At 74.7% G+C, this 25959-nt stretch carries 28 protein-coding genes; 12 read left to right on the forward strand and 16 right to left on the reverse strand.

The window, feature by feature from the left end; all coding sequences use genetic code 11:
- Window positions 1-20 precede the first annotated feature (20 nt).
- The 6 genes from ASF82_RS12730 to ASF82_RS12755 all read right to left on the reverse strand — a co-directional run bounded on the left by ASF82_RS12730 (window position 21) and on the right by ASF82_RS12755 (window position 7974).
- On the reverse strand, window positions 21-2066 hold the full coding sequence (locus ASF82_RS12730; RefSeq protein ID WP_056057621.1) for a glycosyl hydrolase: 2046 nt from the start codon (window positions 2064-2066) through the stop codon (window positions 21-23).
- A gap of 77 nt (window positions 2067-2143) precedes the next feature.
- Entirely contained in the window at window positions 2144-2875 is a 732-nt protein-coding gene (locus tag ASF82_RS12735) for an HlyD family secretion protein (protein WP_056057626.1), read from the reverse strand.
- Entirely contained in the window at window positions 2872-4947 is a 2076-nt protein-coding gene (locus ASF82_RS12740) for a glycosyltransferase family 2 protein (RefSeq protein ID WP_235491284.1), read from the reverse strand. Before ASF82_RS12740 ends, ASF82_RS12735 begins: the two co-directional genes overlap by 4 nt.
- A 461-nt stretch (window positions 4948-5408) precedes the next feature.
- Window positions 5409-6335, reverse strand: coding sequence for a hypothetical protein (locus tag ASF82_RS12745; RefSeq protein WP_056057631.1), 927 nt, complete (start codon window positions 6333-6335; stop codon window positions 5409-5411).
- Between the two features lie 105 nt (window positions 6336-6440).
- On the reverse strand, window positions 6441-7325 hold the full coding sequence (locus tag ASF82_RS12750) for a hypothetical protein (protein WP_056057633.1): 885 nt from the start codon (window positions 7323-7325) through the stop codon (window positions 6441-6443).
- Between the two features lie 55 nt (window positions 7326-7380).
- The gene (locus ASF82_RS12755; protein WP_056057638.1) at window positions 7381-7974 is read right to left on the reverse strand and encodes a hypothetical protein; all 594 of its coding nucleotides are present in this window, start codon (window positions 7972-7974) and stop codon (window positions 7381-7383) included.
- Between the two features lie 136 nt (window positions 7975-8110).
- Here ASF82_RS12755 and ASF82_RS12760 point away from each other — a divergent pair, with 136 nt between their 5' ends.
- From ASF82_RS12760 to ASF82_RS12775, 4 genes are all read left to right on the forward strand, one after another.
- The gene (locus ASF82_RS12760) at window positions 8111-8554 is read left to right on the forward strand and encodes a hypothetical protein (RefSeq protein WP_056057641.1); all 444 of its coding nucleotides are present in this window, start codon (window positions 8111-8113) and stop codon (window positions 8552-8554) included.
- Between the two features lie 72 nt (window positions 8555-8626).
- Window positions 8627-8965, forward strand: a complete 339-nt coding sequence (locus ASF82_RS12765) for a DUF3140 domain-containing protein (protein WP_056057644.1) — start codon at window positions 8627-8629, stop codon at window positions 8963-8965.
- A 142-nt stretch (window positions 8966-9107) separates the two neighbouring features.
- On the forward strand, window positions 9108-9782 hold the full coding sequence (locus ASF82_RS12770; protein ID WP_056057647.1) for an SDR family oxidoreductase: 675 nt from the start codon (window positions 9108-9110) through the stop codon (window positions 9780-9782).
- Between the two features lie 23 nt (window positions 9783-9805).
- Window positions 9806-11305 carry a glucose-6-phosphate dehydrogenase gene (locus ASF82_RS12775; RefSeq protein WP_082514619.1) on the forward strand — a complete coding sequence of 500 codons (1500 nt, stop codon included), beginning with the start codon at window positions 9806-9808 and terminating at the stop codon, window positions 11303-11305.
- A gap of 99 nt (window positions 11306-11404) precedes the next feature.
- Here the strand turns inward: ASF82_RS12775 and ASF82_RS12780 are convergent, their stop codons facing one another.
- Window positions 11405-12202 carry a transglutaminase family protein gene (locus tag ASF82_RS12780; RefSeq protein WP_056057651.1) on the reverse strand — a complete coding sequence of 266 codons (798 nt, stop codon included), beginning with the start codon at window positions 12200-12202 and terminating at the stop codon, window positions 11405-11407.
- 168 nt (window positions 12203-12370) lie between these two features.
- On the opposite strand from ASF82_RS12780, the gene ASF82_RS12785 reads away from it, so the two are divergent.
- Window positions 12371-12718 carry a hypothetical protein gene (locus tag ASF82_RS12785; RefSeq protein WP_056057655.1) on the forward strand — a complete coding sequence of 116 codons (348 nt, stop codon included), beginning with the start codon at window positions 12371-12373 and terminating at the stop codon, window positions 12716-12718.
- A gap of 88 nt (window positions 12719-12806) precedes the next feature.
- Entirely contained in the window at window positions 12807-13103 is a 297-nt protein-coding gene (locus ASF82_RS12790; protein WP_056057658.1) for a hypothetical protein, read from the forward strand.
- 83 nt (window positions 13104-13186) lie between these two features.
- Here the strand turns inward: ASF82_RS12790 and ASF82_RS15800 are convergent, their stop codons facing one another.
- Window positions 13187-13843 (reverse strand): GNAT family N-acetyltransferase, encoded by a 657-nt coding sequence (locus tag ASF82_RS15800; RefSeq protein ID WP_056057661.1) that lies wholly within the window; start codon window positions 13841-13843, stop codon window positions 13187-13189.
- Between the two features lie 88 nt (window positions 13844-13931).
- Between ASF82_RS15800 and ASF82_RS15805 the strand changes: the two genes are divergently transcribed.
- Window positions 13932-14216 carry a hypothetical protein gene (locus ASF82_RS15805; protein ID WP_056057666.1) on the forward strand — a complete coding sequence of 95 codons (285 nt, stop codon included), beginning with the start codon at window positions 13932-13934 and terminating at the stop codon, window positions 14214-14216.
- A gap of 211 nt (window positions 14217-14427) precedes the next feature.
- Here ASF82_RS15805 and ASF82_RS12805 read toward each other — a convergent pair whose 3' ends face one another.
- The 4 genes from ASF82_RS12805 to hxlB all read right to left on the reverse strand — a co-directional run bounded on the left by ASF82_RS12805 (window position 14428) and on the right by hxlB (window position 17364).
- On the reverse strand, window positions 14428-15330 hold the full coding sequence (locus tag ASF82_RS12805; RefSeq protein WP_235491285.1) for a hypothetical protein: 903 nt from the start codon (window positions 15328-15330) through the stop codon (window positions 14428-14430).
- Window positions 15331-15726: 396 nt separating this feature from the next.
- The gene (locus tag ASF82_RS12810) at window positions 15727-15972 is read right to left on the reverse strand and encodes a DUF1653 domain-containing protein (RefSeq protein ID WP_056057669.1); all 246 of its coding nucleotides are present in this window, start codon (window positions 15970-15972) and stop codon (window positions 15727-15729) included.
- Window positions 15973-16088: 116 nt separating this feature from the next.
- Window positions 16089-16712 carry a 3-hexulose-6-phosphate synthase gene (hxlA, locus tag ASF82_RS12815; RefSeq protein ID WP_056057671.1) on the reverse strand — a complete coding sequence of 208 codons (624 nt, stop codon included), beginning with the start codon at window positions 16710-16712 and terminating at the stop codon, window positions 16089-16091.
- A 52-nt stretch (window positions 16713-16764) separates the two neighbouring features.
- The gene (gene hxlB / locus ASF82_RS12820) at window positions 16765-17364 is read right to left on the reverse strand and encodes a 6-phospho-3-hexuloisomerase (RefSeq protein WP_056057676.1); all 600 of its coding nucleotides are present in this window, start codon (window positions 17362-17364) and stop codon (window positions 16765-16767) included.
- Between the two features lie 102 nt (window positions 17365-17466).
- On the opposite strand from hxlB, the gene ASF82_RS12825 reads away from it, so the two are divergent.
- The 4 genes from ASF82_RS12825 to ASF82_RS12840 all read left to right on the forward strand — a co-directional run bounded on the left by ASF82_RS12825 (window position 17467) and on the right by ASF82_RS12840 (window position 21376).
- Window positions 17467-18297 (forward strand): LuxR C-terminal-related transcriptional regulator, encoded by an 831-nt coding sequence (locus tag ASF82_RS12825; RefSeq protein ID WP_082514622.1) that lies wholly within the window; start codon window positions 17467-17469, stop codon window positions 18295-18297.
- Window positions 18298-18423: 126 nt separating this feature from the next.
- Window positions 18424-19458, forward strand: coding sequence for a L,D-transpeptidase (locus ASF82_RS12830; RefSeq protein ID WP_056057679.1), 1035 nt, complete (start codon window positions 18424-18426; stop codon window positions 19456-19458).
- Window positions 19459-19578: 120 nt separating this feature from the next.
- Window positions 19579-20124 carry an RNA polymerase sigma factor gene (locus ASF82_RS12835; RefSeq protein WP_056057682.1) on the forward strand — a complete coding sequence of 182 codons (546 nt, stop codon included), beginning with the start codon at window positions 19579-19581 and terminating at the stop codon, window positions 20122-20124.
- A complete protein-coding gene (locus tag ASF82_RS12840) occupies window positions 20114-21376 on the forward strand; it encodes a hypothetical protein (protein ID WP_056057685.1) in 1263 nt (420 codons plus the stop codon). The genes ASF82_RS12835 and ASF82_RS12840 overlap by 11 nt, the downstream gene beginning before the upstream one ends.
- A gap of 169 nt (window positions 21377-21545) precedes the next feature.
- Here ASF82_RS12840 and ASF82_RS12845 read toward each other — a convergent pair whose 3' ends face one another.
- Window positions 21546-22922 carry a carboxylesterase family protein gene (locus ASF82_RS12845; protein WP_056057689.1) on the reverse strand — a complete coding sequence of 459 codons (1377 nt, stop codon included), beginning with the start codon at window positions 22920-22922 and terminating at the stop codon, window positions 21546-21548.
- A gap of 211 nt (window positions 22923-23133) precedes the next feature.
- On the opposite strand from ASF82_RS12845, the gene ASF82_RS12850 reads away from it, so the two are divergent.
- Window positions 23134-23397 carry a hypothetical protein gene (locus ASF82_RS12850; protein ID WP_056057693.1) on the forward strand — a complete coding sequence of 88 codons (264 nt, stop codon included), beginning with the start codon at window positions 23134-23136 and terminating at the stop codon, window positions 23395-23397.
- A gap of 303 nt (window positions 23398-23700) precedes the next feature.
- Here ASF82_RS12850 and ASF82_RS12855 read toward each other — a convergent pair whose 3' ends face one another.
- The 3 genes from ASF82_RS12855 to ASF82_RS12865 are packed head-to-tail and all read right to left on the reverse strand — an operon-like array spanning window position 23701 to window position 25624.
- Window positions 23701-24291, reverse strand: a complete 591-nt coding sequence (locus ASF82_RS12855) for a DUF3618 domain-containing protein (RefSeq protein WP_056057696.1) — start codon at window positions 24289-24291, stop codon at window positions 23701-23703.
- A complete protein-coding gene (locus ASF82_RS12860) occupies window positions 24291-24746 on the reverse strand; it encodes a phage holin family protein (RefSeq protein WP_369814278.1) in 456 nt (151 codons plus the stop codon). The genes ASF82_RS12855 and ASF82_RS12860 overlap by 1 nt, the downstream gene beginning before the upstream one ends.
- The gene (locus ASF82_RS12865; protein ID WP_056057699.1) at window positions 24743-25624 is read right to left on the reverse strand and encodes a CsbD family protein; all 882 of its coding nucleotides are present in this window, start codon (window positions 25622-25624) and stop codon (window positions 24743-24745) included. The genes ASF82_RS12860 and ASF82_RS12865 overlap by 4 nt, the downstream gene beginning before the upstream one ends.
- Window positions 25625-25959: the final 335 nt, after the last annotated feature.

Here is a 25959-nt window from a genome sequence, read left to right on the forward strand (position 1 = left end):
CGGACGGGGGGAGGCGCGGGTCAGCCCGCCGAGGCCGCCCCGGCAGCCAGGATGTACGCCATGGCGTACGACCGCGAGTTGCCGTTGTCGATCGCCGTGTCGGGCAGGGCCTCGAGGGTGGTCAGCGCCGAGGCGGCCGCGTCGGGCCCGGCCAGCGCCGAGTACATCAGGACGTAGTCGCCGAGGGCGCCGGCGAAGCCGTCGGGGGCCGCCTCCGCGACCAGCGCGTCGACCTTCTCCGCGCCTCCCGCGGGCTCCGACCCCAGGTAGCCGATCGAGGTCGGCGACAGGGGGATCAGCTGGATGCCGGCGATGGCCGAGGGCTCGGCCGAGAACCAGGTGGCGTAGTCGCGCTTGCCGCCCCAGTTGAGCGAGACGACCTCGTGGTCGAAGCCCTCGAAGACCGGGTCGGAGAGGTCGGGCGCGACGTAGTAGGCCAGGGCCGACTGCGTCTCGGCGCTGAGCATCCACGACGCCTCGTCGCCCAGGGCGGCGTCGCCGCTCGCGGCGGCCCAGAGGGCGAGGCCCGAGTAGGCCGTGACGGCCTCGGACGACGACTCCTGGTTGTTGCCGTCGGCGAAGGGCGAGTAGCCGCTCGCCCAGCTGTGCGACCAGTAGGGGTCGAACGCGCGGCGGTCGGGGAACGAGCCGTTCTGCGCGCCGGAGGCGATGTCGGCGGCGAGCAGGTCCATCACGGGCTGCCAGCGCTCGGCGAGCTCGGGGTCGTCGGCGGCCATGACGCCGGCCGCGTAGAGGAAGTAGCCGTAGTGGAAGTAGTGGTCGTTGAACTCCTCGGAGCCGAACGACACGGCCTTGCCGACGACGCCCTTCACCGCGGGGTCGTACACGAAGCACTCCTGGTCGCGGGTCTCGCAGCCGGCCGGGTCGGTCCACAGGTCGAGCTCGTCGACGATGGCCTCCTTGAGCGTGGCCGCCGACTCGTCGTCGCCGAGCTGCACGGCGAGCTGCCAGAGCATCGAGGCCCGGTAGAGCGACTTGCCTCCGAAGTAGGTGTCGGCCGCGAAGGTGGGCAGGGCCGCGACGTCCTTCGTCAGCTGCTCGCCGACGGCGGTCTTCTGCTCGTCGGTCAGGCTGTCGAGGTCGAGGCTCGCGGCGGGCGCCGTGGTCGGCGCGTCGAAGGTCAGCGAGCTGCCGACCGCCAGGGGCACGGTGCCGTAGACGGTCTCGTAGCGGAGGCCGGTGTCGGTGCCGCCGGAGACCTTCGCGGTCTGCCCCTGGTGGGGCGCCGCGACGACGAGCGTGTCGCCGCCCGCGGCCGTGGCGTAGGCGAGCTCGGTGGTCGTGACCGCGTCGTCGCCCTCGCCGGAGGACGACCACGACGTCGCGACGCCGGTCAGCGGCGAGGCGGCCGCGTCGAGAACGGTCGAGACCTGCTCGGACGACGCGCCGGCGGGGATGGCGACGAGCACGACGCTGCCGCCCTCGTCGAGGTCGACGCTGGTGCCGTCGAGGGTGCCGCCGTCGACGACGACGCCCCAGGTGGAGTCGCCGACCTCGATCGTGCCGCGGCCGTCGCCGGCGGCCGTCACGGCGGCGCCGAGGGTGTCGGTCTGGGCCGAGGCCGCCGTGTACGACACGGTCGGCGAGCCCTGCGCGACCACGGTGTGGCCGAGCACGGCGTCGCCGTCGCGGTGCTCGACCGTGACGGAGACCTCGTCGTACGCGCTGACGACGGACTCGGTCGCGCCGAGGTCGAGCGTCACGTCCGGCAGGGCCGGCCCGACGATCGCCGTGGGCGAGGTGACCGGCTGCGGCATGCCCGCGGCGATGCCGTCGTCGGTCAGCTGGAACGAGATCGGGTACGGGAAGACCGGCATGGGGGCGTCGCCGAAGACGAGGCCGGAGAACCACTTGTTCGTCGGCGGCACGAGGCCGTCGGCGAGGCGCATCGTGGGCACGTCGCCGACCGACTCCTGCGGCAGGGCCTCCACCAGCGGGTCGACCTGCGACGCGGGGAACACGCCGCCCGTCGGGGGCGTGGAGTCGTCGGGCGTGGCCGTGCCGCCGTCGGGCGACGCGCTGCCGCTGGTGCAGCCGGCGAGCACGAGGGCTCCGGCGGCGGCGAGGGCGACGCCCGAGAGGAGGCGGGAGGCGGCGGGGCGGGGAGTGCGTGCGCTGATGGTCAGATGCCGATCTGTCGGAGGAAGCCCTGCACGGCGTCGGTCGGGCCCGCGAGGACGCCGTCGTCGCGGAGGTGGAGCTTGGCGGTGACGGGCGTGCCGGGGCTGACGAGCCCGCCGAAGGAGCCCTGGACGAGCTCGTCGCTGGCGACCTGGAGGGTCGTCTCGGCGCTGCCGTCCTGGGTCTCGACGGTCACCTCGGAGACGGTGCCGACCACCGAGGTCTGGTTCGGCAGCTGGAGGTCGACGACGGCACCGGGCACGATGCGCTCGTAGTCCCGGGGCGTCAGCACGAAGTCGGCGCGGACGAACAGGGTGTCGGACTTGTCGATGGTGGCGAGCGAGGCGCCGGCCTGCACGAAGCTGCCCTCCTTGAGGGTGACGTCGGCGACCGTGCCGTCGACGGCGGCCTTGAGGGTGAGCAGGCCGTCGGCCGCGACCGAGTAGGTGGCCGTGTCGTACGTGACGAGGCCCTTGTCGATGTCCTGCAGCAGCGAGAGGCTCTGCACCTCGAAGAGGGTGTCGCCCTCCTTCACGGTGTCGCCGTTCTCGACGTACGACTGCGTGATGGTGCCGCTGTAGTCGGAGCCCACGGAGTACTCCTGGGCCGCGATCTCGGCGCTGGTGCTGATGGCCTGCTGCTGGCGCTGCGTGAAGATCATCGTCGAGCCGGCGACGAGCACCAGCACGACCAGGATCCCGGCGGTGAGCTTGAGTCGGTTCATCCAGGTCATGAGGTGACCTCCTGCTTCTGCTTCTCGGCGGTCGAGCCGTCGGTGTCGTCGGTGCGGCGGGCGGCCGCGCGGCGGCCGCGTCGGGTGGCGAGCGCCTGGGCGCCGACGAGCATCGCGTGGCGCTCGTCGTCGCGGGCGGCCTGCTCGGGGTCGTCGCTGGGGGTCATGTCGGCGAGGTGGCGCAGCTCGCGCAGCTCCTGCAGCTCCTCCGCGGAGCGGGGGGCGGGCCGCGACACCTGGGTGCGGGTCGGGGCGGCGGAGGGCGTCTCGTCGTGGAGCACGAGGGCCTCGGGCTCGGGCAGCTCGCCGCGCTTCGCCGCACGGGCGTAGCGCTTGATGGCCCGGGCCTCGCGGCTGGCGGCCACCATGAAGGCGGTGAGGATGCCGGTGTTGAGCAGGTTCCACACCGTGGCCAGGGTCAGCACGCCGTTGTCGACGTCGCGCACGATGGCGACGAGGCTCGTCAGCGACAGGAAGACCCAGAACAGCACCTGCGGGATGATGAAGTTGAAGGGCGACGAGACCTTGCCGGCCCGCCCCGTCACGCTCCACGCCTCGTCCTTGCCGCTCAGCACGTTCCAGAGGGCCTTGACGTAGATCGGGAACGACACCGACGCGAGCATCAGCACCTCCCAGCGGAACGACCCGAGCGTGTAGAACGCGAGCACGATCTGCATGAGGTAGAAGCCGGCGTAGAAGAGGAACCACTGCAGCACCGAGATGTGCAGGTTCATCGGGCGGAGGTCGAAGAAGATCTCCATCGGCGGCACGAGGAGCAGCAGCAGGGGCGCGATGCCGGTGAGGTAGTTCGTCGCGGTGACGAAGTACTGGAGGCGCTGGTCCATCGTGAGGCGGCGGCGCGGGCTGAGCGGGAAGTGGCGGAAGAGGATCTCGAAGCCGCCGGTCGCCCAGCGGAGCTGCTGCTTGCTGTAGGCCTCGATGGTCTCGGGGGCGTCGCCCACGGCGAGCGTCAGCGGGATGTAGATCGAGCGCCAGCCGGCCTCGTGCAGGTGCAGGCTCGTCCAGACGTCCTCCGACTTGGAGTCGGTGTCGATGCCGCCGACCTCGTCGATGGCCTCGCGGCGGAAGATGACGTTCGTGCCGACGCAGAACGCGGCGTTGAAGCGGTTGCGGCCCGGCTGGATGAACTTGTAGAAGACCGTCTGCATGTAGCCCGCGCCGCGGCTGACGAGGCTCGTCAGGTTGCCGTAGGTCTGCGGGGTCTGGACGAAGGCGACCTTCTCGTCGACGAAGAACGGCACCGTCTCGAGCAGGAACCCCTCCTTCGGCACGAAGTCGGCGTCGAAGATGGCGAAGTAGTCGCCCTTGGCGATGGCCAGCGCGTGGTTGACGTTGCCGGCCTTGGCGCCGTTGCTGCTCAGGCGGCGGATGTAGCGGGCGCCGAGGGCGGCGGCGAGGTCGCGGACCTCGTCGCTGCGGCCGTCGTCGAGGACCCACGTGCGGTGGGCGCCCCGGAGCGCCAGCGCGGCCTTGACCGTCGTGGCGATCTTGGAGAGCTCTTCGCCGTAGACGGTGATGAAGACGTCGACCGTGACCTCGCGGCCGTCGACGACCATCGGCCAGAGGTGCGGGGTGCCCTCGAGGCCGCGTCGCTCGATCTCGGCCTCGTCGAACAGCGTGTCCTGCGTGGCGTGGAAGTCGAAGTCGCGGGGGTCCTGACCGCCCGAGAGGATCGTCCACATGGCCAGCAGCGCCTGCACGACGAGGATCGCCTCGGCGACGATGATCATCGAGTAGGGCAGCAGGTCGCCGCGGTTGCTCGGGTTCAGCAGGAACTGCGCGTAGAGCAGGATGCCCAGGGTCGCGACCAGCACCAGCAGCACCATGACGGGGCTGTGGCTGCGCGTGCCCTCCGCCCGGGAGCGGACGGCCTCACGCTGCGCCGACACGGGTCGGCGGGTGCGGGCGGCGGGCTCGACGACGTCGGGTGTCAGGTGCCGCACGACGGCTCGGGAGGCTGTGTCGTGCGTGTCGTCGGGCCCGCCGCCGTGGCGGGGGCTCTCGTCGGTCGTGCCGGGGGTGCGCGGGACGTCGCGCATGGTTCGGGACATGCGTGTGCTTCTCCAGGTTCGGGCTGGGGAGACCGGGCGACTGGAGCGGGGTGAGCGCGCCGGACGTCCGGTGAAGGGCGTCGGCGACTCCGGCGACGAGGGGCGACGGCCCCGGGGCGGGGGCACGTCGGACGGCCGGTCGTGCTGGTCGTCCGTGGGGGCACCAGGGGGTGTCGACCGGAGGGGTGGTCCGGCCGCAGGGTGGCCCGGTCGTCGTGTGGGCCTTTCGGGGGACCGCACGTCGACTTCGATGAACAGTACAGGGGCGTTCGGAGCACACTAGCCCCCCGGACGGGGGGCATGTCCCCCGTCCGGGTGCCGACTGCCCCGGGTTGCCGGGCCTGACGCCCGCTCCGCTCGCCCGGATTGTCACCCGTCCGGGTGACGACGTCACCCCCTTCGGTGTCCCCCGGGCGCACCGGCGCCTCGCCGCGCGGACGGGCGTCGGCGCGACGGGTGCCTCAGGCGCCCGGGCCGGCGAGGCCGAACAGGGCGACCACCTCGTCGAGGTCGCGGCCCCGGACGAGGTCGAGCGGCCCGACGTCGCTGGCGTCCGCCAGCTGCGCGACGGCCGCGCCCGACGAGCCGTCGACGGCACGGGGCCTGCCCGCGACCGTCAGATCCACCGGCTCGGCCCCGGCGCGCACCGGCGCGTCAGGCAGCGGCTCGAGGCCGTCGGCGGCGCGCCGGTCGCCGGCGAGGGCCGCCAGCACCCAGCGTTCCGCGAGGCCGACCGGGCGCAGCGACGCGAGGGGCGACCGGTGCCCCCGGCCGAAGACGACCGTCATGGTGTCGCGGAGCTCGACCTGCCAGGCGACGCCGCCGACGTCGAACCGGCAGAGCTCGTCGGAGTGGAGGTCGACGACGGCCCCGAGGCGCTCCAGCGCCCGCACGGACGTCGGGCCCAGGAGGCGCGCGGTCGTCGAGGCCTCGCGCTCCCGACGCTCGCGCTCGAGCACCGCCCGGGCGATCGGGGCGTACTCGGCCTCGAGCGCATCCCGGTCGAGCGGTGCGCCCTCGGCGAGGCGCGCGTGCAGCCACGCCGGGTCGAGCTGGCCGAGGTAGCGGAAGCGCACCTGGACGACCCCGGAGGGGTCCGGCGCGGTGAGGGGCCCGTCGGGGACGAGCAGGGCGACGCCGTGGTCGACCGACCACACCGCGACGACCGTGCCGTCGACGACGGCCACCCATGACCAGCCCCGCTCGCGCACGTCGGGGCTGCTGCGCTCGACGACGTCGCTCACGAGCGACCCGGCCGGGACCCGCAGCTCGCGGCGGTGCGTCCTGGCGTCGTCGCCCATCGACACGCTCTCCCGGTCGACGACGACGACGAGCTCCGCGGGCACGTCGCTCGACGCCGCGCCGACGAGCCGAGACCAGATCCCCATGACCGTGACGCTACCGGGAGGTCGGTCCGGCCGCGCCCGGGGGGGGCCTCCTGCCCGCGGGGGACGAGGCCCGGCGTGCGGCCGCCGTGTCGACGGCCGTGACGACTAGAGCGCGCCCGCCCAGCCGGCGAGGAACTCCGCGCCCGCCTCGTCGTGGATCAGCCCGGAGGCGCTCGTCAGCACGGCGTACGGCTTCTCGGGGACGCCGTCGGCCGGCCGGACGTCGACGTGCGCGACGGAGTGGCCGTGCTCGTGCAGCCAGTCGGCCATCGCGTAGTCGCTCCGCGAGTCGCCGACCGTGCGCCAGGCGAGCGGCGCGGGGCCGTCGAGGGCCAGCAGCTCGAGGGCCCGCTCCGCGCCCAGGTCCTTGCCGAGCCGCACGGACTCGATGTCGGTCGAGATGATCGTGGGGTCGACCCGCCACTGGACGGCGCCCGCGGCGTCGGGCCGCACGTCGTCGAGACGGCGCACCCCGGCGCCGCGGCGGGTCAGCGCCTCCATCGCCCTCTCGTCGAACTCACGCTGGCGGGCCAGGTAGGTGGCCGACTCGACGCTCGTCAGCTGCTCGATCGAGACCATCGCGCGCTTCGTGCGGTCGAAGAAGACGAGGTCGGCGTAGTCGCTCGCGACGAGCGCCTCCATCTCGTCGGCGAAGTCCGCGGGCATCGCGAGGCTCGCGTCGACCTGCACCTCGCTCATGCCCGTCGGTCCGTGCTCGGGCCCGATCGAGAACCACGACGCGCCCTTCTCGCAGACCGCGTGCACGCGGGCCCCCGCGGGCAGGCCGGCGGCGATCAGCTCGCCGACGACCTCGTCGCGGATGAAGGCGTCGGAGCGGCCCGTGTTGAACACGACGGGCGTGCCCGCCGCGGCGAGCGCGACGAGGTCGCGCGTGATCTCGGGCAGCGCGATGCTGCGGGTGACGGGGCTGGCGATCGGCCCGTCGACGTCGAGGAGGAGACCGAGGGCGGGCTGCGGGGCGGCGTTCACCCGGTCATCTTCGCAGGCGCGGAGACCCGAGGAGTCGCGGGTCGGGTGACCGGGGTCAGGGAGCCGGGGTCAGCTCCGCCACCTGGGGCAGGAACTCGGCGAGCGCCGCACCCACGATGATGACCGACACGACGACGCTCACGACGCTCAGGACGAGGTAGACGACCATCGGCGCCACGCCCCGCCCGGTGCGGCGCTTCACCACGACGGCACGGCCGATGACGTAGACGACGCTGAGGAACGCCCACGGCCACGCGAAGGGACGGTCGACGCCGCGGCGCTTCAGCGCGCGCCAGTCGAAGAAGGCCAGCACGACGGTCAGGGCGTAGAGGCCCCAGCTGACGAGCTGGGCCAGGAGCATGCCGGGCGACGAGGGGGCCGCGGTGCTGCCGGCCTCGGCGAGGCGGAGGCTCTCGTCGAGGTAGGACGAGATGTCGACGAAGGCGAGGGTCAGGAGGCTGAGCAGCGGCGTGACGGCGATCGCCCACATGTACGGCGTCGACGGGTCGGCGTCGGTGCGCTGCGGGGCCGGCGGCCCGTACGAGTTCGGCTGGCCCGCCCACGGCTGCTGGCCGTACGCGGGCTGCTGACCGAGGCCCTGGCGGGGGTCGTCGCTGCCGGGCTGGCCCGGGTAGGAGGGGAAGGTCATCGTCGGTCCGTCCGGTCGGGGCGCAGGGTCGCTCCACTGTAGCGACGAGGCGACCCCCGCCTCCTCGGCCACGCGACGGAGACGAGACCCCTCCCGGAGTGGGAGGATGGTCGCTCCGGACCTGAGGAGGACTCCCGTGGCGTTGCTCCCCGAGCCTGTCATCGCGGCGCTCGACGCGTTCGCGGCCCCCGACCGCCGCGACGACCTGCGGTCGCTCGCCGTCGGCGACACCGACCCGTCGCCCGACCGCCTCGCGGCGCTCACCGAGTCGACCGACTGGGTCGACATGGCCGCCGCCCACAGCGTCGCCCCCTCCCTCGGCGACCCCGAGGGCCTCCGCCGCCTGTTGACCGCCATGGGGGCGGAGGGCCGCTGCGCCGTCCTCTCCTCCGCCGGCTCGGAGGACGACCGCGACCTCGGCGGCGCCCTCGACAGCGTGCTGCACCAGTCCGGCGGCGCCCTGGTGGTCTGCCGACCGGGGCCCCTCGCCTTCCTGATCACCGCCTCCGGCGAGCACTGGCTGCTCAGCGACCGCGAGGTGCCCCAGCTCACCGGCCCGATCCCCGTCGTCAAGCCGTAGCCGTCATCTATCCGGGGCGTCGACACGACACCCGGCGCGGACAGGCCGCCGCCACGGGTGCAGTGTCGGAGCATGGCTGATGACGACGACCGGCAGACGACCTGGGACGACTTCCACGACGACGTGACGATGACCGCGTCGGAGCTGGAGGCGTGGCTCGAGACCGACGAGTCGAAGGAGGTCGGGCAGCACTCCGAGCCCGGCGGCGAGTCGGTCGGGCACGAGAGCGGCCGGCACATCGTGCGCATCCTGCACACGAAGAAGGCCGACCTCACCGACGACGACTGGGCCCACATGGCCAAGGTGCACGGCTACGTGGCGCGGCACTCGAAGCAGCGCCCGGACGGCGACGTGACCGACACGAAGTGGCGCTGGTCGCTGATGAACTGGGGCAACGACCCGCTCAAATGAGGCTGTCGGCGCGGGACCGGCGTTCCTCCTGAGCTGAGATACCTTGCGATACCCTGCCTCAGGTATCCACACGTATCAGGGGAACTGGCGCGGATCAGGTCGCGGCGGGCCCGCCGTCGGGGGCCCGCGGCAGACTGGCCGCATGAAGACCGCCCTCGTCACCGGATCCACCCGCGGCATCGGCCTCGCCGTCGCCCGCGACCTCTCCCGCGACCACCACGTCGTCGTGCACGGCCGTGACGAGGAGGCGGTGCGCGCGGTCGTCGCGACGCTCCCGTCGGCCTCGGCCTGGGTCGCCGACCTCTCGGGGCCGGCCTTCGCCGCCCCCGAGCTCGACCGCCTCGACGTCGTGGTGCACGCCGCCGGCGTGATCGGCGGCGACACCGTCGACTCGACGACGCGCGACGACTGGCGCCGCGTCTTCGAGGTCAACGTCTTCGCCGTCGCCGAGCTGACCCGCCAGCTGCTCCCCGCGCTCCGGGCCGCCGAGGGCACGGTCGTCGCGATCAACAGCGGCTCCGGCTTCACGGCCGGCACCGGCGGCGGCACCTACGCCGCGAGCAAGTTCGCCCTGCGCGCCCTCACCGACGCCCTCCGCGAGGAGGAGCGCCCCCACGGGGTGCGCGTCAGCTCGGTGCACCCGGGCCGCGTCGACACCGACATGCAGCGCGAGCTCGTCGAGAAGGAGGGCGGGCGCTACGACACCGCGCTCTACCTCGAGCCGGGGTCGGTCGCGGACGCGGTGCGGCTCGTCGTCGACCTGCCGCACGGCGCCACCGCCGAGGTGGTGTCGGTGCGGCCGACGCGCCGCGCCTGACCCGGCGGTCTAGCGTGCACGACATGACGACTGCGAACACCGAGACGGCCGCCAAGGCCGGCTCGTCGGCCCACGGCCCCGCGACCCTGCTGATCCTGGGGGCGAGCGGAGACCTCGCCTCGCGCCTCCTCATGCCCGGCCTCGGCGGGCTGCTCGCCCACGAGCCCCAGCGTCGCGTGCAGCTGATCGGCGCCGGCGTCGAGGAGTACACCGCCGAGGAGTGGACCCAGCGCGTGCGCGACTCGTTCGCGTCGGTCGACGCCTCGGGCCCCGCCGTCGACGCCCTGCTCGAGTCGACGCGGTACGTCACGGCCGACGTGACCGGCGCCGAGGGGCTGCGCACGCTCCTCGAGGCCTGCGACTCGCCGCCCTCGATCTACTTCGCCCTGCCGCCGGCGATCACCGAGAAGGCCTGCGCCGCGCTGCGCGAGGTCGACCTGCCCGACGGCACGGCCCTCGCCCTCGAGAAGCCCTTCGGCACCGACCTGGCGTCGGCGAAGGCGCTCAACCGCTCGGTGCTGAAGCTCGTGCCCGAGGACCAGGTGCACCGCGTCGACCACTTCCTCGGCCGGTCGACCGTGCTCAACCTGCTCGGGCTCCGCTTCGCGAACCGCCTCATCGAGCCGATGCTCAACAACCAGCACGTCGAGAGCGTCGAGATCGTCTACGACGAGGAGCTCGCGCTCGAGAACCGCGCCCGCTACTACGACCACGCCGGCGCGATGGTCGACATGATCCAGAGCCACCTGCTGCAGGTGATGGCCGTGCTGACGATGAACGCGCCCGCGACCCTCACCGCCGCCGACCTCCGCGACGAGAAGGAGCTCGTGCTGCGCGCCACCCGCATCTGGCAGGACGACGCGACGCGCCACACCCGCCGGGCCCGCTACGGCGCCGGCTCGGTCGACGGCCGCGAGCTGCCGGCGTACGCCGACGAGCAGGGCGTCGACCCGTCGCTCGAGACCGAGACGCTCGCCGAGGTCGTCGTCGAGGTGCAGAACTGGCGCTGGGCCGGCGTGCCGATCCTGCTCCGCTCGGGCAAGGCGCTGGCCTCGCGCCGCCGCGAGATCGTCATCACCTTCCGCCCGCCGGCCCACGTGCCGCGCGAGTTCGTCGGCGGCGGCGAGCCCGACCGCCTGCGCATCGCGATCAGCCCCGACGAGATGTCGCTCGAGCTGAACGTGAACGGGCCGGGCGACGCGTACGACCTCTCCCGCGCCTCCTTGAAGGCCGTCTTCGGCGCGTCGGACCTGACGGCCTACGGCGAGGTGCTCGAGGGCATCCTCGACGACGACCCGACGCTGTCGGTGCGCGGCGACTCCGCCGAGGAGGGCTGGCGCATCCTGACGCCGGTCGTGCAGGCGTGGTCGAGCGGGGCCGTGGCCCTCGACGAGTACCCGGCCGGCTCGGCCGGGCCGTCGTCGTGGCCCGCGGGGCCCCTGCAGGACGAGCCCGCCGAGCGCTCCGAGGAGGGCGCCGAGCTCGCCCACGACGCCGACGACCCGCAGGCCGGACGCGACTGAGCCGGCGACGCGGGCGATCGACGGCTCCGGGCCGCCGCCGGTCCGGGGCGCGGACGCTGCCGCTGCCGCCCTGAATGAGTCGCGGTTCGGCCGCCGCGCTCAGCTGAGCGTCACGAAGGCGGTGACGTCGTCGCGCGGCAGCTCGTCCGCGACCGCGGTGACCGTCATCGACCGCAGCCCCACGTACGCGCCGTAGCTCGACAGGAACGCGGTGTCGCTCGCGTCGCGCCCGGTCGCGATGCGGACGAGCGTCTGCCGCGGGGCGAGGGCCGTCGCGTCGACGACGTGCCAGGCCCCGTCGACCCACGCCTCGGCGACGGCGTGGAAGTCCATCGGCGCGAGTCCGGGCGCGTAGACCGACACGAGCCGGGCGGGCACGTCGAGCGCCCGCAGCAGGGCGACGACGAGGTGCGCGTAGTCGCGGCAGACGCCCCGCCGGTCGAGCAGCGTCTGGACGGCGCCGTCGGTCGGGGCGCTCGCGCCCGGGACGTACGCCAGCTGGGCGCCCACCCACGAGCTCACCGCGGCCAGGAGCCCACGCCCCTCGAGGCCCCGGAACTCGGCGCGGGCGGTCGGGGCGAGGGTGTCCGACTCGCAGTAGCGGCTCGGCCGCCGGTAGCGGACGAGGTCGATCTCGTCGCGCTCGGGGGCGTCGGCGTGGCCGGTCACGGTGGCCCGGTAGTCGACGACGACCGCGCCGGGGCCCACCTCGCAGAGGTGCAGCCGCGTGCCGTGGCGGTCGTCGACCTCGCGCACGTCGACGGGCTCGCCGTCGAGCGTGACGACGAGCTGCTCGTCGAGCTCCGTGCCCGGCAGGCGCGCGGCGGCGATCGAGAGGACGAGCTCGGCGGGGCCCGCCACGTCGAGGTCGAGGTGGGCGGTGGCGGTTCGGCGCATGCGCCGATGATGCCAGGCCCCGGGGTCGGGCACGTGTCGGCCCCGTCACGGGCTCGTGACACGCCGTCCGAGGCACCAGCGCGGGGGTCTCGGCGGTGTCAAGGGGTCGGGACCGGAGCCGTCCATGCCCGGGCGGGCATCTACCGTAGTGAGCTGAGGAGGAGCACGTTGGGGACACTGTTCTACGGGTCGGACCGGACGGCCGTCGACATCGACGACCGGACGCTCGCGCACCTCCAGCTCGCCGTCGTCGCGAAGCTGCGCCGGCACGAGAGCTTCTCCCTCACCTGGCGCGACACCGACGGCTCGGGCCAGGGGCGCCACGTGCTCTGGGTGCACGAGTCCATCCCGCTCCGCTTCGTCTACGCCGGCAGCCGCGTGGCCGCGATCAACCGCGCGTGGGTCGACGCGATGCTCGCGACGGCGACCACGGCCACGGGCATGCGCGTCGTCCCCGAGCCTCCGCTCGGCGGCGCGGCCGTCGCCGCGGGGGACGCGGCCTCCGCGCTGGGCTGACCCGCGCCTCCGCGGGGGCCCCGGTGCCGGTGCCGGTGACCGACATCCTCGCGGCACGGCTGTCAGGGGTCGGCGGTTGGATCGGGTCATGCCCTCGTACCGCGTCGCCCTCTCCGTGGGCACCCTGCGCCCCGGTTCCCGCCCCGACGAGCTGCTGCCCCGCGCCGCCGACGCCGCGGCCGAGCTGACGACGGTGGAGGCGCGCGACATCCTGCTGAGCCGCGGCGAGCCCCAGCTCGTCGTGCGCTACACCTCGCCCGACGACGACGTGGCGGTGGCGGTCGGCGCCGTGGTCGAGGCGACGGTCGGCGAGCTCGCCGACGTCCTCAGCGGCCGGGTGCTGCGCCGCGACGGCGGGGCCTGGACGCTGGTCGCGGCCGTCTGACGCGGGCCGGTCGGCGCGGGCTGGTGGGTGCGAGCTGGTCGGCGCGGGCCTAGCCTGCGGGAGGCGCGGTGCGGGCTCCGGTCCTAGCCCACGCCGGGCGCGGGGCGGGCCGGGCGGACGAGCCGCCGCTCCCACGCGGCGGTCGGCACGTCGAGCTTGCGCGTGCCGTCGGCGACGAACCCGTGCCGCGCGTAGAACGCGAGGGCCCGGGCGTTGCGCTCGAAGGCCCAGAGGTAGGCGGCACCATCGCCCAGCGCCTCCCGCAGGAGGGCGTCGGCGAGGCCGCTGCCGCGGTGCACGGCGCCGACGTAGAGGGTCGTCAGCTCGACGAGGTCGAGGTCGAACGGGTCGTGGCGGAGGTCGCCGTGCGCCCAGCTGACGACGCCGGCCACCTCGCCGCGCGCGTCGTCGGCCGAGGGGCCCCGTGCATCGTCGCCCGGGGTGTCGTCAGCGTCGTCGCCCGAGGTGTCCCCCGCGGCGTCGCGCACCCGGGCGACCACCACGTGCCGCGCCGGCGAGGCGATGCGCAGGCCCCACGAGGCCACCCTCTCGGGCACGCCCACCGCCGCGAGGTAGGCCGGGTCGACGACGTCGCGGTAGGCCTCCCGCCACGTCTCGGTCTGGAACACGGCGATGTCGTGCACGTCGGCGGCGCTGGCGGTCCGCAGCGTCCAGGGCCGCGCGGCGGGTCGCGCCGCACGACGCGCCTCGGCGTCGTCGCGGGGCTCCGGCGGGGTCATGCGCCCATCCTGCCCAGGGCGACCGGACCGTGTCCGGGCGCCCCGCGCCTCCTCGACCTCTCCCCCGGCGGATGCGTAGGCTCGGCGCATGAGGGGACAGGCGAAGGTCGCGACCGTGCTGCTGACGGCGGCGCTCGGAGCCGTCGTGCTCGCCGGCTGCGGCGACGACGAGCCGGTCGTCGAGGTGACGCCGAGCCCCGTCAGCCCCACCGCGACTCCCGAGCCCGCGACGCCGGAGCCCACGCCCGCGCCGACCGTGACCGTGCCCGCCTCCCCCGGCGACGGCGCGTCGGAGCCCGGCCCGGCCCCGACCTCGCTCGTGCCCGTGCCGCGCGAGGAGGACGAGTTCAAGACCATCCCGCCGCAGGACTGAGGGTCGACGCCGGGCGGGCGGGTGCGACCGGGACGGGCCGTCACGGTCGCCCGGCGGGGTCGCACTCGCCCGCCGACTCCCGAGCCCCGAGCCAGCGCCCGGTGGGACGACGACGGCGGGGCGCCTCCCGAGGGAGGCGCCCCGCCGTCAGACGGATCAGGTCCGGCAGAGAAGGCCTGACGGTCAGGCCGGCCCGATCAGGCCGGCCCGATCAGTACCAGTTGACCGACTGGCTGTGGCCCCAGGCGCTGCACGGGGTGCCGTACGCGCGCTTGATGTAGTCGAGGCCCCAGGCGACCTGCGTCGAGGCGTTGGTCGCCCAGTCGCTGCCGGCCGTGGCCATCTTGCTGCCCGGCAGGGCCTGCGGGATCCCGGTCGCGCCGCTCGGGTTGTAGGCCTGGTAGTTCCAGCCGGACTCCTTGGTCCAGAGGTTCACGAGGCAGCCGTACTGGTCGCTGCCCCAGCCGTACTTCGACGAGGCGAGGGACTGCGCGGTGGCCTTGGCGCCGGCGGGCGTGTTCTGCGCGGCGAGGGCCGCGGCGGCGTCGGCGGCGGCCTGCGCGGCGGCGGCGGCCTGCCGGTCGGCCTCCACCTGGGCGGCGGCCGCTGCGGCGGCGGCGGCCGCGGCGGCCGCCTGGCGGTCGGCCTCGGCGGCGGCGGACTGCACCGTGCGGGCGCTGTCGACGGTCGCGGCGACCCGGTCGGCGAGCGTGTCGGCGTCGAGCGACTCGTAGTCGGCGAGCGAGGCGACGCTGGTCTGCAGGGCCGACGCGTCGACCTTGCCCTGCGACGACGCGACGACCTGCGACGCGGCGTCCAGAGTCGCCTTCGCCTGGGCGTCGGCGAGGGCCGACGCGATGGCGTCCTCCTGCCTCTCGGTCTCGGCGGCGTGAGCGGCGGCGACGGCCTCGGCCGACGGAGTTCGGTTCACGAGGGCGAAGCCGGAGCCGGTCACGAGGGCGACCGCGGCGATCGAGCCGATCGCGATCGTGCGGCGACGAGCGGTGCGGCGACGAGCGGAGGCGAGCTCGCGGCGGGTGGGGGCGGCCGCGGCGGGGGCCGTCGGCCTCGTGCCCTCGGCGGGCACGGTGGCGCTGGTGTTCTCGGGGGTCATGTCGTCCAATGCTCGGCCGACCCGCGCCTCCGGAGGGGGTCCGGGTGCTCCTCGAGGGAGCGGGCACGCGTCACACGGGGGCGATCACCGCGCTGGCGGTGTCGGACGGTCCCTCCGGATCTCGGGGCACGGCGTCTCCGGCCTGCGGGGGCAGGCTCCCGAGGTTCGGGCGAGACGGCGCGAGGACGCGTCGGCGTGACGGGGTCGGTGTCGGTGGTGCGGCAGGGCTCAGGGCCCGTTCCTTCGTCCGCGCTCCCGCGGGGGACAGGGCGTACGCGCAGACGAAGCGGCAAGCATGCACGCCCGGCCTGAACGGGACCGACCGGCTTCCTGGCAAACCCCTGTGCGGTCTCGACCTCGCGGCACATGCCCAGGCCGGAATGTGCCCGGGGCAGCTCAGTGCAGGCGGGTGAACCGGGGCCCGTCGTGCTCGCCCCGCGTCACGTGCGCGACGAAGTCGGCGAGGGGGCGCACCCAGAACGAGTAGTCGTCGTAGAGCTTGCGGTAGAAGACCAGCGGCTCCTCGGTCTCGCTGTGCCGCCCGGTGCCGACGACCTCGTAGAGGGCGCCCTTGAAGTGGCGGTAGATGCCGGGCTCGGGAGGCGCGGGCGGGGTCGCGGGGGCGGGCGTCGGCTCGGTCATCGCCCCAGGCTAGGACGCCGTCGGCCCACGACGAACCCCGTCCTCGCACGGGAACCACGCCGCGGCGTGGTTCCTCGGCGAGGACGGGGTTCGTCAGCGCGGAGGCGGTGGCGCAGTTACTTGATCGCGGCGCGGATCTCGGCGGCGGCACCGGCGACGTCGTCGGCCGAGTAGATCGCGGCGCCGGCGACGGCGACCTGCGCGCCGGCGTCCTGCACGGAGCCGACCGTGGCGACCTTGACGCCGCCGGCGACCGAGAACGGCACGCCCGAGGCGCGGCCGGCCTCGAGCAGCTTCTCGAAGGTGAAGCCCTCCTCGGCCTGCTCGTCGAGGCCGGCGTGCATCTCGACGAACTCGGCGCCGAGCGCGACGACCTCCTTGGCGCGGGCGGCCTTGTCGCTGACGCCGATCAGGTCGACGACGATGCCCTTGCCGTGCGCCTTCGCGGCCTTGACGGCACCGGCGATGGTGCTGTCGCCCGCGACGCCGAGCACGGTGACCAGGTCGGCACCGGCCTTGAAGGCCTCGTCGGCCTCGAGCTCGCCGGCGTCCATCGTCTTGAGGTCGGCGAACACGATCTTGTCGGGGTGCGCCTCCTTGATCGCGGTGATGGCGCGGAAGCCCTCCGCCTTGATCAGCGGGGTGCCGAGCTCGATGATGTCGACGCTCGGGGCGGCGGCGGCCGCCAGCTCGAGGGCGGCGTCGGTGGTCAGGGTGTCCATGGCGAACTGCAGCTTCATGTGGTGCTCCTTCTGTGGTGGGGTGAGGGGGTGTCGAGGAGGCGCGGCGCGTCTACTCGAGGTTGGCGTGGCGGGGCCACATGTCGTCGGCGCTCTGGCCCGACCGCTGCCAGAGGGCGTGGAACAGCGCGTCGCCGACCAGCACGACGACCTGCTCGAAGAGGCCGCCGGCGTACTGCGCCGAGGCGGCCCCCGAGCGGTCGAGCTTGTCGGCTGCGGGCACGATCAGCACGGCCGCGGCGACCTCGGCCAGGGGCGACGAGTCGTCGGTGGTGACCGCGGCGACGCGGGCTCCCGCGTCGACGGCCGACCGCGCTGCGCCGACGATGCCGCCGGTGGTGCCCGAGCCGCTCGCCGTGAGCAGCACGTCGCCCTCGCCGATCGCCGGCGCGGTCACCTCGCCCACGACGTGGACGGTGAGGCCCAGGTGCATGAGGCGCATGGCCGTCATGCGGAGCGCCAGGCCCGACCGGCCGGCGCCGTGCACGAAGACGCGGCGCGCCCCCGAGAGCAGGTCCGCCACGGCCGCGAGGCCGTCGGGGTCGGTGTCGACGACGGCACGGACGGCCCGGTCGACCTCGGCGCGCACGAGGTCGAGCGCGACGGCGGGGACGGCGGCGTCGGGGTGGTCGGCGGTGTCTGCGGGAGGCATGGCTCCTGGTCTACGCGCACCGCGCCTCCCCGGGGCCGTCCGTCCGGTGGGGGCGACCTGCCCGAACGGGTAGGTCGGGGAGGCGCGGGTAGGGTCGGGCGGGTGACCGACGACGACCTGCCGCTGCCCTCGCCCGCCAGCCGGGCCCTCGTCGTCGAGCACGCCCGGGCCGTGTCGGACCTCGTCGACCGGCAGGCCCTCACGCTCGAGTCGCTGCTCGCGACGCTCCGCTCGACCCGGCTCGACGACCGCGCCGCCCGGACGCTCGCGACCGAGATCGCGGCCTCGGCGATGGTCGAGATCCGCACCGAGACCGACCAGCAGCGCTCGCTGCTGCTCGAGCCGGTGGTCGGGGCCTTCGCGCGCCTCCGGAACGACCTGCGGCCCCTCGTGCGGTTCGGCGACCTCGACGTGCAGTTCGTCGAGCCGCCCGCGACCGGCCGGGCCCTGCCCGGCGAGGTGGCCCACGCCGCGCGCGCCATCGTGCGGAGCGCCGTGCTCGCCCTCGTCGACTCCGGGCGGTCGAGCCGGGTGCGGATCCAGTGGGACTGCGACGGGCTCAACCTGCTGATCGGCATCCGCGACGACGGGGCCGGCGAGCTGACGGTGCACGACGACTCGCTGCGGCCGATCGCCGAGCGGGTCGCGGCGCTCGACGGCTCGCTCGACGTGGCGTCGACGCCGGGGTGGGGCAGCGACGTCGCCGTGACGCTGCCGCTCGACCCGCCCGCGGAGCCGGGCAGCCTCGACGAGTCGGTCGCCCTCAGCCCGCGCGAGCGCGAGGTGCTGCGGCTCGTCGCGTCGGGGGCGCGCAACCGGTCGATCGCCCAGGCGCTCGGCATCAGCGAGAACACGGTGAAGTTCCACGTCTCGAACCTGCTGCGGAAGGCCGGGGCCGCGACCCGAGCCGAGCTGACCGCGCTCGCCCGGTAGGCGCCCTCTCAAATTTGAGAGGGATCCGCGGCGGAGGAGCGCAGGGACGCGGGAGTCGCGGGTCGAGATCACAGATCACTCTCGTTCTGCCCGGACCGGCCCCTCGCCGGGCAGACTGGACGCACTGTGGACGAGACACCGGACGCGACGCCCCCCGCCCCGCACGGCCCCGACCGGCCGGCCGACGCCGGCACGCCCGCGGCCGCCCCCGCCCCCGCGCCCGCGCCCGCCGCACCCCGCCGCCGCCTCCCGGGCCGCACCGCCCTCCTCGCGGGCGCCGCCGCGCTGGCCCTCGTCGTCGCCGGCGCCGTCGCCGTCGCGGTGACCCGCGGCGAGCCCGCCGCCGAGCCGACCTCCGCGCCCGCCGCCGCGCCGACGCCCAGCCCGAGCCCCACCGCCGCGCCGGCCCCGGCGGCCGTGCCCGCGCCTCCCTCGCCCGAGGCCCTGGCCGCGCTCCCGCTCGCGTTCTTCGACGCGGTCGTGCCCGAGCTGCTCGACGGCGGCGACCTCACGCCGACCAACCAGTGGACGATCGCGACCCCGCGAGCCGCGCTCGTCGCCCTCTACGCGAGCCCCGCGGCCGACGCGGCCCCGGTCGCGACGTTCGGCGCCACCGTCCCGACGCTGAACCGCCCCGCCGCCACCGCGGTCTGGGGCACGAGCCCGGGCCTCGACGGCGGCATGGTGCTCGTGGCGACGCCCGCCCGCAACGCCACGCCCGGCGACGGCGGGGTCGCCGCCGCCCCGAGCGCGACGTTCGCGTGGGCACGGGCGGCCGACTTCACGCTCAGCCCCGCGACGCAGTCGGTGCTCGTCGACAACGCCAGCTCGGTGATCTCGGTGCTCGACCAGGACGGCGCGGTCTCGGCCCAGGAGGTCGCTCGCCTCGGCTCCCCCGACGACCCCACGCCGGCCGGGACGGCCACCTACATGGAGGCCAACTACGTCGACCCGAGCATCGGCTACACGCAGGGCCAGCCGATCGCGCTGACCGGCGCGCACTCGCCGCTGCTGGCGGGGTACGGCGGCAACTCCGCGCTGACGGCGATCCACTACTACCCCGACCCCACCGGCTCCTCGCACGGGTGCGTCCGGGTGTCGGCGGCGATGACGCAGGCGCTGGCGACGCTGCCCGTCGGCACGCCGATCCAGTTCACCTGACCGCGGGAGGCGCGGGCGGGGCCGGGCGCGCACCGCGCCTCCCCCAGGGCCTGCGGAAGAGATCTGCACGAGTTCGTCAGGATCCGTCCTGCGGCGACATTCCTAGGTGAGGGGGTGGACATGGACCTGACGACGGAGAGCGACTCCGATCTCGTACGACGCACGGCGACGGGCGACCGGCACGCGCTGTCGACGATCTTCGACCGCTACGCGCCGGCCGTGACCCGGTACGCGTGGGCACTGGTCGACAGCCGCATGGACGTCGAGGAGGTCGTGCAGGACACGCTCGTGACGATGTGGCGGCGGTCGGCCGAGATCGTGCTGCACGACGGGTCGCTGCTGCCCTGGCTGCTCGTCGCGTGCCGCAACCACGCGATGAACCTCCGTCGCAAGCGGGTCCGTGACTCCGCCGACGAGCTGCCGCTCGACCTCGCCGACCTCGACCAGGAGGACGCGGCCGAGGCGCGGGAGCGGCTCCGCTGGGTGCGCTCCGAGATCGACGCCCTCAGCCCCCTCGACCAGCAGGTCATCGAGCTGTGCCTCATCGAGGGACGCTCCTACGCCGAGGCCGCGAAGGCGCTCGGCATCAGCGTCGGTTCCCTCACCCAACGGGTGAGCCGGAGCCGCGCCCGACTCAGGAAGGCGGTGACGAACGATGGACGTTGAGCCCCCCGTCGGTGACGACCTGAACCGCATGCTCGTCTCGATGAAGCAGCAGGTGCTGCAGCGAGCGGCGGCCGAGCCCCCCGCGAAGCCCCGCCCGTGGGCCCGCCGGCACCTCGGCCTCACCCTCGGCCTCGTGGCGCTGCTCGGCATCGGCGGCGCCTCGGGCGCCCTGGCGCTCGTGCTGCCCTCGCCGTTCGAGGCGGCCGCGCCGGCCTCGCCGACGAGCACCCCGGAGCCCTCTGCGACGCCACGCGCGACGGCGACCCCGACCTTCACTCCGGCCGCGCCCGAGCAGGACCCGGTGCCGCGGCCCGCGTACGACGTGGACTGCGCGACGCTCGGCGGGCAGATCGGGGTCACGGGCGTGATCGCGACCGCGACGCCGGTCGACCTCGGGCCCGGGCAGTTCCGGCCGGCCACCGCTGCCTACCGGCAGGCCGGCGCCCTCACCTGCACGTGGACCCCGACGGGCGATCCCTACGAGCAGTCCCGGGTCTCGGTCACCGTCGTCCCGGCGGGCGATCGGGGCCTCGAGTGGATCTCCGGGCTGAGGCAGTCGGGGCTGCCGAGCCTGGGCCTCGGCGACGCCTCCGCCGCGGCCTGCGACCCCGGGGCGTCGTCGTGCAACACCTCCGTCGTCGTCGGACCGTGGTGGTTCCAGACGTCGAGCAGCGTGGTCGACCCCGTGACGTACGCGTCGACCGCCTCGGTCGACGCCGTGCGGCCGGTGGTCGCGGCGCTGGTGGAGCAGCTGGCGGCGGCGACCCCTCCGCCCGCCTGGGAGGTGCCGGCGGGGGCCTGGCAGCTCGCGGGCTGCGAGGCGGCGCCGAGCTCTGAGGAGCTCAGCCGCGCCGTCGGCGAGGTGGACTACGAGCCGGTCGTCGATCACGCGTCCCTGACCACGGAGACGGGCATCGAGACGACGCAGCTGACGGACGGGCACTGCTCGTGGTCCGTCCTGCCCGAGGCGTCGGTGAGCTACTCCTTCAGCAGTCTCGACGTCCGGTGGGTGACCGGTGGCGGATGGGCTCCCGGCACCGCGACTCTCCCGGGCAGGCCGGTCGAGGTGGCCGGTGCCGACCGCGCCACGGCGGGCTGCATCTCCGACGAGGGAACGGGCTGCTGGATCGACGTGGTCGTGGCGGACAGCTGGGTGCACGTCTCCACCGGGGTCACGGAGTTCACCGACGACACCCCGCTGCGGCTCATCCCCGCCGTGGAGGCGATCATCGCCGCGGGCACGCGCGGCTGACGAGACCCGGATCGGCGCGGGGGCGCCGGGCCGTGGTCGGCCGCCGGGGGGCGGTCGGCCCGGGGTCGGGGGCCGGTGCGGGGGCACCGGCCCACGACCTCGTCACGCGCGAGGCGCAGGAGACGCGCGAGGTGCAGAAGGCACAGGAGGCGCGGGAGGCCGCTGCAGGTCAGCTCCGGAAGAGGCGGATCGTCCCCTGCAGCCCCGCCCCCGCGTCCGCCGCGACCGTGCCGGTGCGGGCGAAGTCGGCCCAGATCTGGCGCACCCGCCGCCCGCGGCGGTCGACGTCGGCCCAGTCGGCGTCGCCGACGAGCATCGTGTGCCCCCAGCTGTCGACGCCGCCGAGCAGCAGCGGCACGTCGGTCACGTGCGCGGCTCCGAAGACGGCCCCCTCCGGGGCCCAGGTGAGCTCGTAGCGGACGGCCCGGCCGCCGGCCGCCCGGTGCCGCGCCGCGAACGCGCGGGCGTCGCGCCCGTAGATCGCGTGGGTGGTCGCGCCGACGAGCAGCCGCCGGAAGACCCGCCCGACGACGGGCAGCGCAGCCAGGCGCTCCAGCGCCGGCACGAATGGGAAGAACAGGCCCGTCTCTTCGCTGGTCGAGCCGATGAGGAGGTCGACCTCGGGCGCGACCTCGCGCCACGCGGCCTCCCGGTCCGCCTCGGCGGGCAGGGGCGCCTGGCCGTACTGCAGCCCGAACGCCATGCCCCCGCGGAGGCCGAACCGGCGGGCGGCCTTCTCGGCCGCGGCCTGGAGGGCGAGCACCTGCGCGACGGGGGCGTTCCGGGGCGGGGTGCCCACCGCCTCCACCATGGCTCGGTTCATGCGCGAGCGGCCGCGGGTGATGCCGAGCGGTGCGCTCTGCACGATGGCTCGGCGGAAGAGGCCGCGGGCACCCTCGCTGATCATGAGGTGGGCGACGGAGTCGCCGCCCGCCGACTGCCCGAAGAGCGTCACGCGGTCGGGGTCGCCGCCGAACGCCGCGACGTTCTCGTGCACCCAGCGCACGGCGGCCACCTGGTCGAGCAGCCCGAGGTTGGCGGGCACCGAGGCGCCGTCGCCGTAGAAGCCCAGCATGCCGAGGCGGTAGGTCACCGTCACGACGACGACGCGCTGCTCGGCCACGAGCGCCCGCGGGTCGTAGACGCCGAGGTCGCCGGCGCCCGTGACGTACGAGCCGCCGTGGATCCACACCATCACGGGCAGCGACTCCCCCGGCTCGAGGTCGGCGGGCAGCGTGATCGACAGCGCCTGGCACCGCTCGGAGTCGACCATGCCGTCGCTCGCGCCCTCGATCAGGGCGCTGAGGGTGCGCGACGAGAGCTGCGGCGAGGCGGGCGCGCGCGAGAAGGCCTCGTACGGCACGGCCCGGCCGTCGGCGTCGACCGCAGGAGTCGCGGGTCGGGGAGCCTCGAAGCGCTCGGCCTCCGCGTACGGCACGCCGAGCACCCGCACCACGTCGCCGTCGACGAGGCCGACGACGGGCCCGCTCGGCGGGGCGAAGGAGCGGGTCTCACGAGGGGCTCGGGGCTGGGTCGGCGCGGTCACCGCCCCACGCTAGTCGCGCCTCCCCGGGACCCGCGCCGCCCCCCGTGCGCCCACGAGGCGGGCGCGGGTTCCTGGGGTCTCGCTGTGCAGTTCGATCGTTGTCTTGAATGATTCAAAACTAGGGCTAGGGTAGAGGCAACGCCGACGGTGACGAGGAACGCCACCCGACCCGACGGTGCCGCCTCGCCGCCCCGCACGCCGAGGAGGCCCCATGAGCACGAACCACACCCGCACCGCCGCCCCCGCCCAGCCCTTCCCGCTGGGCGGCCAGTACACGAGCACCGCTCGCCGCGACGAGCCGGTCGGCAGCTACGTGTCGTCGACCCGCGGCGCCGAGCGCCTCGTCGGGTCGTACGTCTCGCCGTCGGTGCCGCGCACCTCGCTCGGACGCTACGTCCGCGCGCAGTTCGGTCGCCTGGCCACCCACACCTCGACGATCCGCACCCAGACCGGGTCGATCGTCCTCGGCAGCTAGCCGAGCCCCTGACCGGCACCGCTCCCCCCGGCGGTGCCCGGCGGCGTCGTCCCCCCGACGCTGCCCGACGCCCTGCTTCGCGACGTGCACACGCTTCCCGCGAGGCAGGGCGTCGCTGCGTCCGCGCGACCACCATCGAGGTGACGCTTGCTGGGTCTTGCGGGCACGCGAGGGCCCAGGACGCGTCACCTCGCTGCGGCGCCACGCGCGACGCACGCCGCGCACGCGGACGAGGTGGCCCGCCCGCTCCCCCACCGTGGTGGGGAGGGCGCGGCGGGCCACCTCGTCGGCGGAGCCGGGTCGCTACGCGCCCTGGACCGTGTCCTTCGACTGCTGCGCGCTGTCCTTGACGTCGCCCGCGGCCGACCGGGCCTCGTCCTTGACGGTGCCCGCCGCCTCCTGGGCGGTGTCCTTGACGCTGGCGAACGCCTCCTGCGCGGGCTCCTTGAGGTTCTGCGCGACGTCCTGCGCGGCGCCCTTGACGGCGTCGACGGCGGGGCCGGCCTGCTCCTTCGCCTGGGCGACGAGCTCCTGCTCCTTGTCCGAGGCGGGGATCAGCGACGACACGAGCCAGCCAGCGCCGAAGGCGATCAGGCCGACGGCGAGCGGGTTGCCCTTCGCCGTCTGGACGCCCTGGTGCACGGTGTCCTTCGTGGAGTCGACAGCGCCCGACGCGGCACCGGAGACGCTGCTCGTGCCGTGGTGCGCGGTGCCCATGACGGACTCCTTGACGCTGCTGAACTTGCCCTTGACCTTGTCGGTCTGGCGGTGGGCGATGCTCGTCGGGTTCACCTTGTCGGCGAGGGCGTCGACGTCGTAGCCGAGGCCCGCCCGGGTGCGCTCGATCTCGGCCCGGATCTGCTCCGGGGTCTTGTTCTCGTCAGTGGTGCTCATCAGTGGCCTCCAGGCTTCACGGTCTCGGGGATCTTCTTGAGGGAGTCGGCCGTCTTCGGCGCCCCCGTGATGTCCTTGACTTCCTTGCGTCCGCGCGTGAACAGCACGAGCGCGACGACGGCGTAGACGACGGCGATGATCAGCGACGACCAGCCCAGGCCGATCAGCTCGCCGAGGCCCCACATCGCAGCCAGCGACAGGAAGAGCAGGGCGAACAGGCCGGTGAGGCCCGCTCCGCCGAACATGCCGGCGCCCTTGCCCGCCTTCTTGGCCGACTCGGTCAGCTCCGCCTTGGCGAGGTCGACCTCCTGGCGGAAGAGGGTGGAGATGTCGCTCGTGACGCTGCCGAGGAGGTCGCCCAGCGACGTCGTCGCCGCGCGGTCCTCCGGGTCCGGCACGCCGGGGGTGGGCCCGCCGGCGGGCACGCCGCCGCCGGGGAAGGTGGCGTCGGTCACGGGCGCGTCGCCCCCTCGCCCGGGAAGGTGCCCGGGGTGCTGGAGCTCGTGGTCGTGCCGAAGCCGGGCACGTCGCCCTCGGTGACGACGTCGTACTCGCCCGCGACGGGGCCGGTGATGGTCGCGTCGCCGGCCGGAGGCGCGGTGCGGCTCGTCACGCCCGCGGGCGTCGTCGAGGCGGTGCCGGTGCCCGTCGAGCCCGCGTCGCTCGCGTGCTCGCTCTTCGCCTCGGCCGTCAGCGCCTTGACGACGCGTCCGGCGAAGAGGCCGGAGACGGCGGCGATCGCGATGAAGGTGCCGGGCTTGCGCGCGGCGTAGTGCTTGACGTCGTCGAGCAGGGTGCCGGGGTCGCGGCCCTCGAGCCAGCTGGCGACGCCGTGGGCGCGGCCGCTGAGGTTCCGGACGAGGTCCTGCGCGAGCCCGGTGTCGCTCGAGTCGGCCATGGAGGTCAGCTGCTGGCTGACGGCGTGGAGGCCCTCGGCCGCCTTCTGCTGCTGCGCGCCGGCCTGGTCCTTCAGCTCGGAGGTGGCCTGGCCGAAGAGCTGCTTCGCCTGGCCGGACGCCTCGGAGGCGACCTTGCCGGCCTGATCCTTCGTGGTGCCCGCGACCTGCTGCGCGGAGTCCGCCGCGTCGCCGGCGACGGCCTTCACCTCGCCCTTGGCCGCGTCGGCCTTGCCGGAGCCCGACGAGTCGGCGGAGCCGGAGCCGGAGCTCGTGCCCGTGCCGGTCGTGGTGGCGCCCGGGGCGGACGTGCCCGCGACGACGGAGTCGAACGGGTCGCCCTGACCGGTGACGTCGCCCAGGGACGACGTCGAACCGGCCGCCTGGTCGTACAGGGGGGTCGACGGAGTGCCGTCGGTGTGGTCAGTGTCGCTCATGTCGAGACCTCTCGGGATGGTCGGTCGGCCGCCGGGGGAGCGGCCGCTCTGTGGTTGCGGCCACTCTCGACCGGGCGCTCCCGCACGGCGCCCGGGTTGGGCCGGAGGGGTACATCCCGTCCCAAACGTGCTTGACAGCCCGACTCGACACCGTTCGTCGACCCCGCCCGCACACGCGGAAGAGCCCCGCTGCGCGGTGCGCAGCGGGGCTCTTCCGGGAACCACCGGTCGGGTCGTCGACCGGGTGGGGTGCGTCGCCGGAGGGCGACGGCGGGTGCTACTTGGTGGCGACGGTGATCTTCGCGACGCCGACGAGCATCTCGTCCTGGACGGCG

Origin of the sequence: Frigoribacterium sp. Leaf164 (genome assembly GCF_001423665.1) — a bacterium.
Taxonomy (GTDB): Bacteria; Actinomycetota; Actinomycetes; order Actinomycetales; family Microbacteriaceae; genus Frigoribacterium; species Frigoribacterium endophyticum.

Excerpts from the sequence above, each read along its gene's own strand:
- ASF82_RS12735 (WP_056057626.1), bottom strand. The coding sequence starts at position 2,875 with ATGACCTGGATGAACCGACTCAAGCTCACCGCCGGGATCCTGGTCGTG.
- ASF82_RS12740 (WP_235491284.1), bottom strand. The coding sequence starts at position 4,947 with ATGTCCCGAACCATGCGCGACGTCCCGCGCACCCCCGGCACGACCGAC.
- ASF82_RS12745 (WP_056057631.1), bottom strand. The coding sequence starts at position 6,335 with ATGGGGATCTGGTCTCGGCTCGTCGGCGCGGCGTCGAGCGACGTGCCC.
- ASF82_RS12755 (WP_056057638.1), bottom strand. The coding sequence starts at position 7,974 with ATGACCTTCCCCTCCTACCCGGGCCAGCCCGGCAGCGACGACCCCCGC.
- ASF82_RS12765 (WP_056057644.1), top strand. The coding sequence starts at position 8,627 with ATGGCTGATGACGACGACCGGCAGACGACCTGGGACGACTTCCACGAC.
- ASF82_RS12770 (WP_056057647.1), top strand. The coding sequence starts at position 9,108 with ATGAAGACCGCCCTCGTCACCGGATCCACCCGCGGCATCGGCCTCGCC.
- ASF82_RS12775 (WP_082514619.1), top strand. The coding sequence starts at position 9,806 with ATGACGACTGCGAACACCGAGACGGCCGCCAAGGCCGGCTCGTCGGCC.
- ASF82_RS12780 (WP_056057651.1), bottom strand. The coding sequence starts at position 12,202 with ATGCGCCGAACCGCCACCGCCCACCTCGACCTCGACGTGGCGGGCCCC.
- ASF82_RS12790 (WP_056057658.1), top strand. The coding sequence starts at position 12,807 with ATGCCCTCGTACCGCGTCGCCCTCTCCGTGGGCACCCTGCGCCCCGGT.
- ASF82_RS15800 (WP_056057661.1), bottom strand. The coding sequence starts at position 13,843 with ATGACCCCGCCGGAGCCCCGCGACGACGCCGAGGCGCGTCGTGCGGCG.
- ASF82_RS15805 (WP_056057666.1), top strand. The coding sequence starts at position 13,932 with ATGAGGGGACAGGCGAAGGTCGCGACCGTGCTGCTGACGGCGGCGCTC.
- ASF82_RS12805 (WP_235491285.1), bottom strand. The coding sequence starts at position 15,330 with ATGACCCCCGAGAACACCAGCGCCACCGTGCCCGCCGAGGGCACGAGG.
- ASF82_RS12810 (WP_056057669.1), bottom strand. The coding sequence starts at position 15,972 with ATGACCGAGCCGACGCCCGCCCCCGCGACCCCGCCCGCGCCTCCCGAG.
- hxlA (WP_056057671.1), bottom strand. The coding sequence starts at position 16,712 with ATGAAGCTGCAGTTCGCCATGGACACCCTGACCACCGACGCCGCCCTC.
- hxlB (WP_056057676.1), bottom strand. The coding sequence starts at position 17,364 with ATGCCTCCCGCAGACACCGCCGACCACCCCGACGCCGCCGTCCCCGCC.
- ASF82_RS12835 (WP_056057682.1), top strand. The coding sequence starts at position 19,579 with ATGGACCTGACGACGGAGAGCGACTCCGATCTCGTACGACGCACGGCG.
- ASF82_RS12840 (WP_056057685.1), top strand. The coding sequence starts at position 20,114 with ATGGACGTTGAGCCCCCCGTCGGTGACGACCTGAACCGCATGCTCGTC.
- ASF82_RS12850 (WP_056057693.1), top strand. The coding sequence starts at position 23,134 with ATGAGCACGAACCACACCCGCACCGCCGCCCCCGCCCAGCCCTTCCCG.
- ASF82_RS12855 (WP_056057696.1), bottom strand. The coding sequence starts at position 24,291 with ATGAGCACCACTGACGAGAACAAGACCCCGGAGCAGATCCGGGCCGAG.
- ASF82_RS12865 (WP_056057699.1), bottom strand. The coding sequence starts at position 25,624 with ATGAGCGACACTGACCACACCGACGGCACTCCGTCGACCCCCCTGTAC.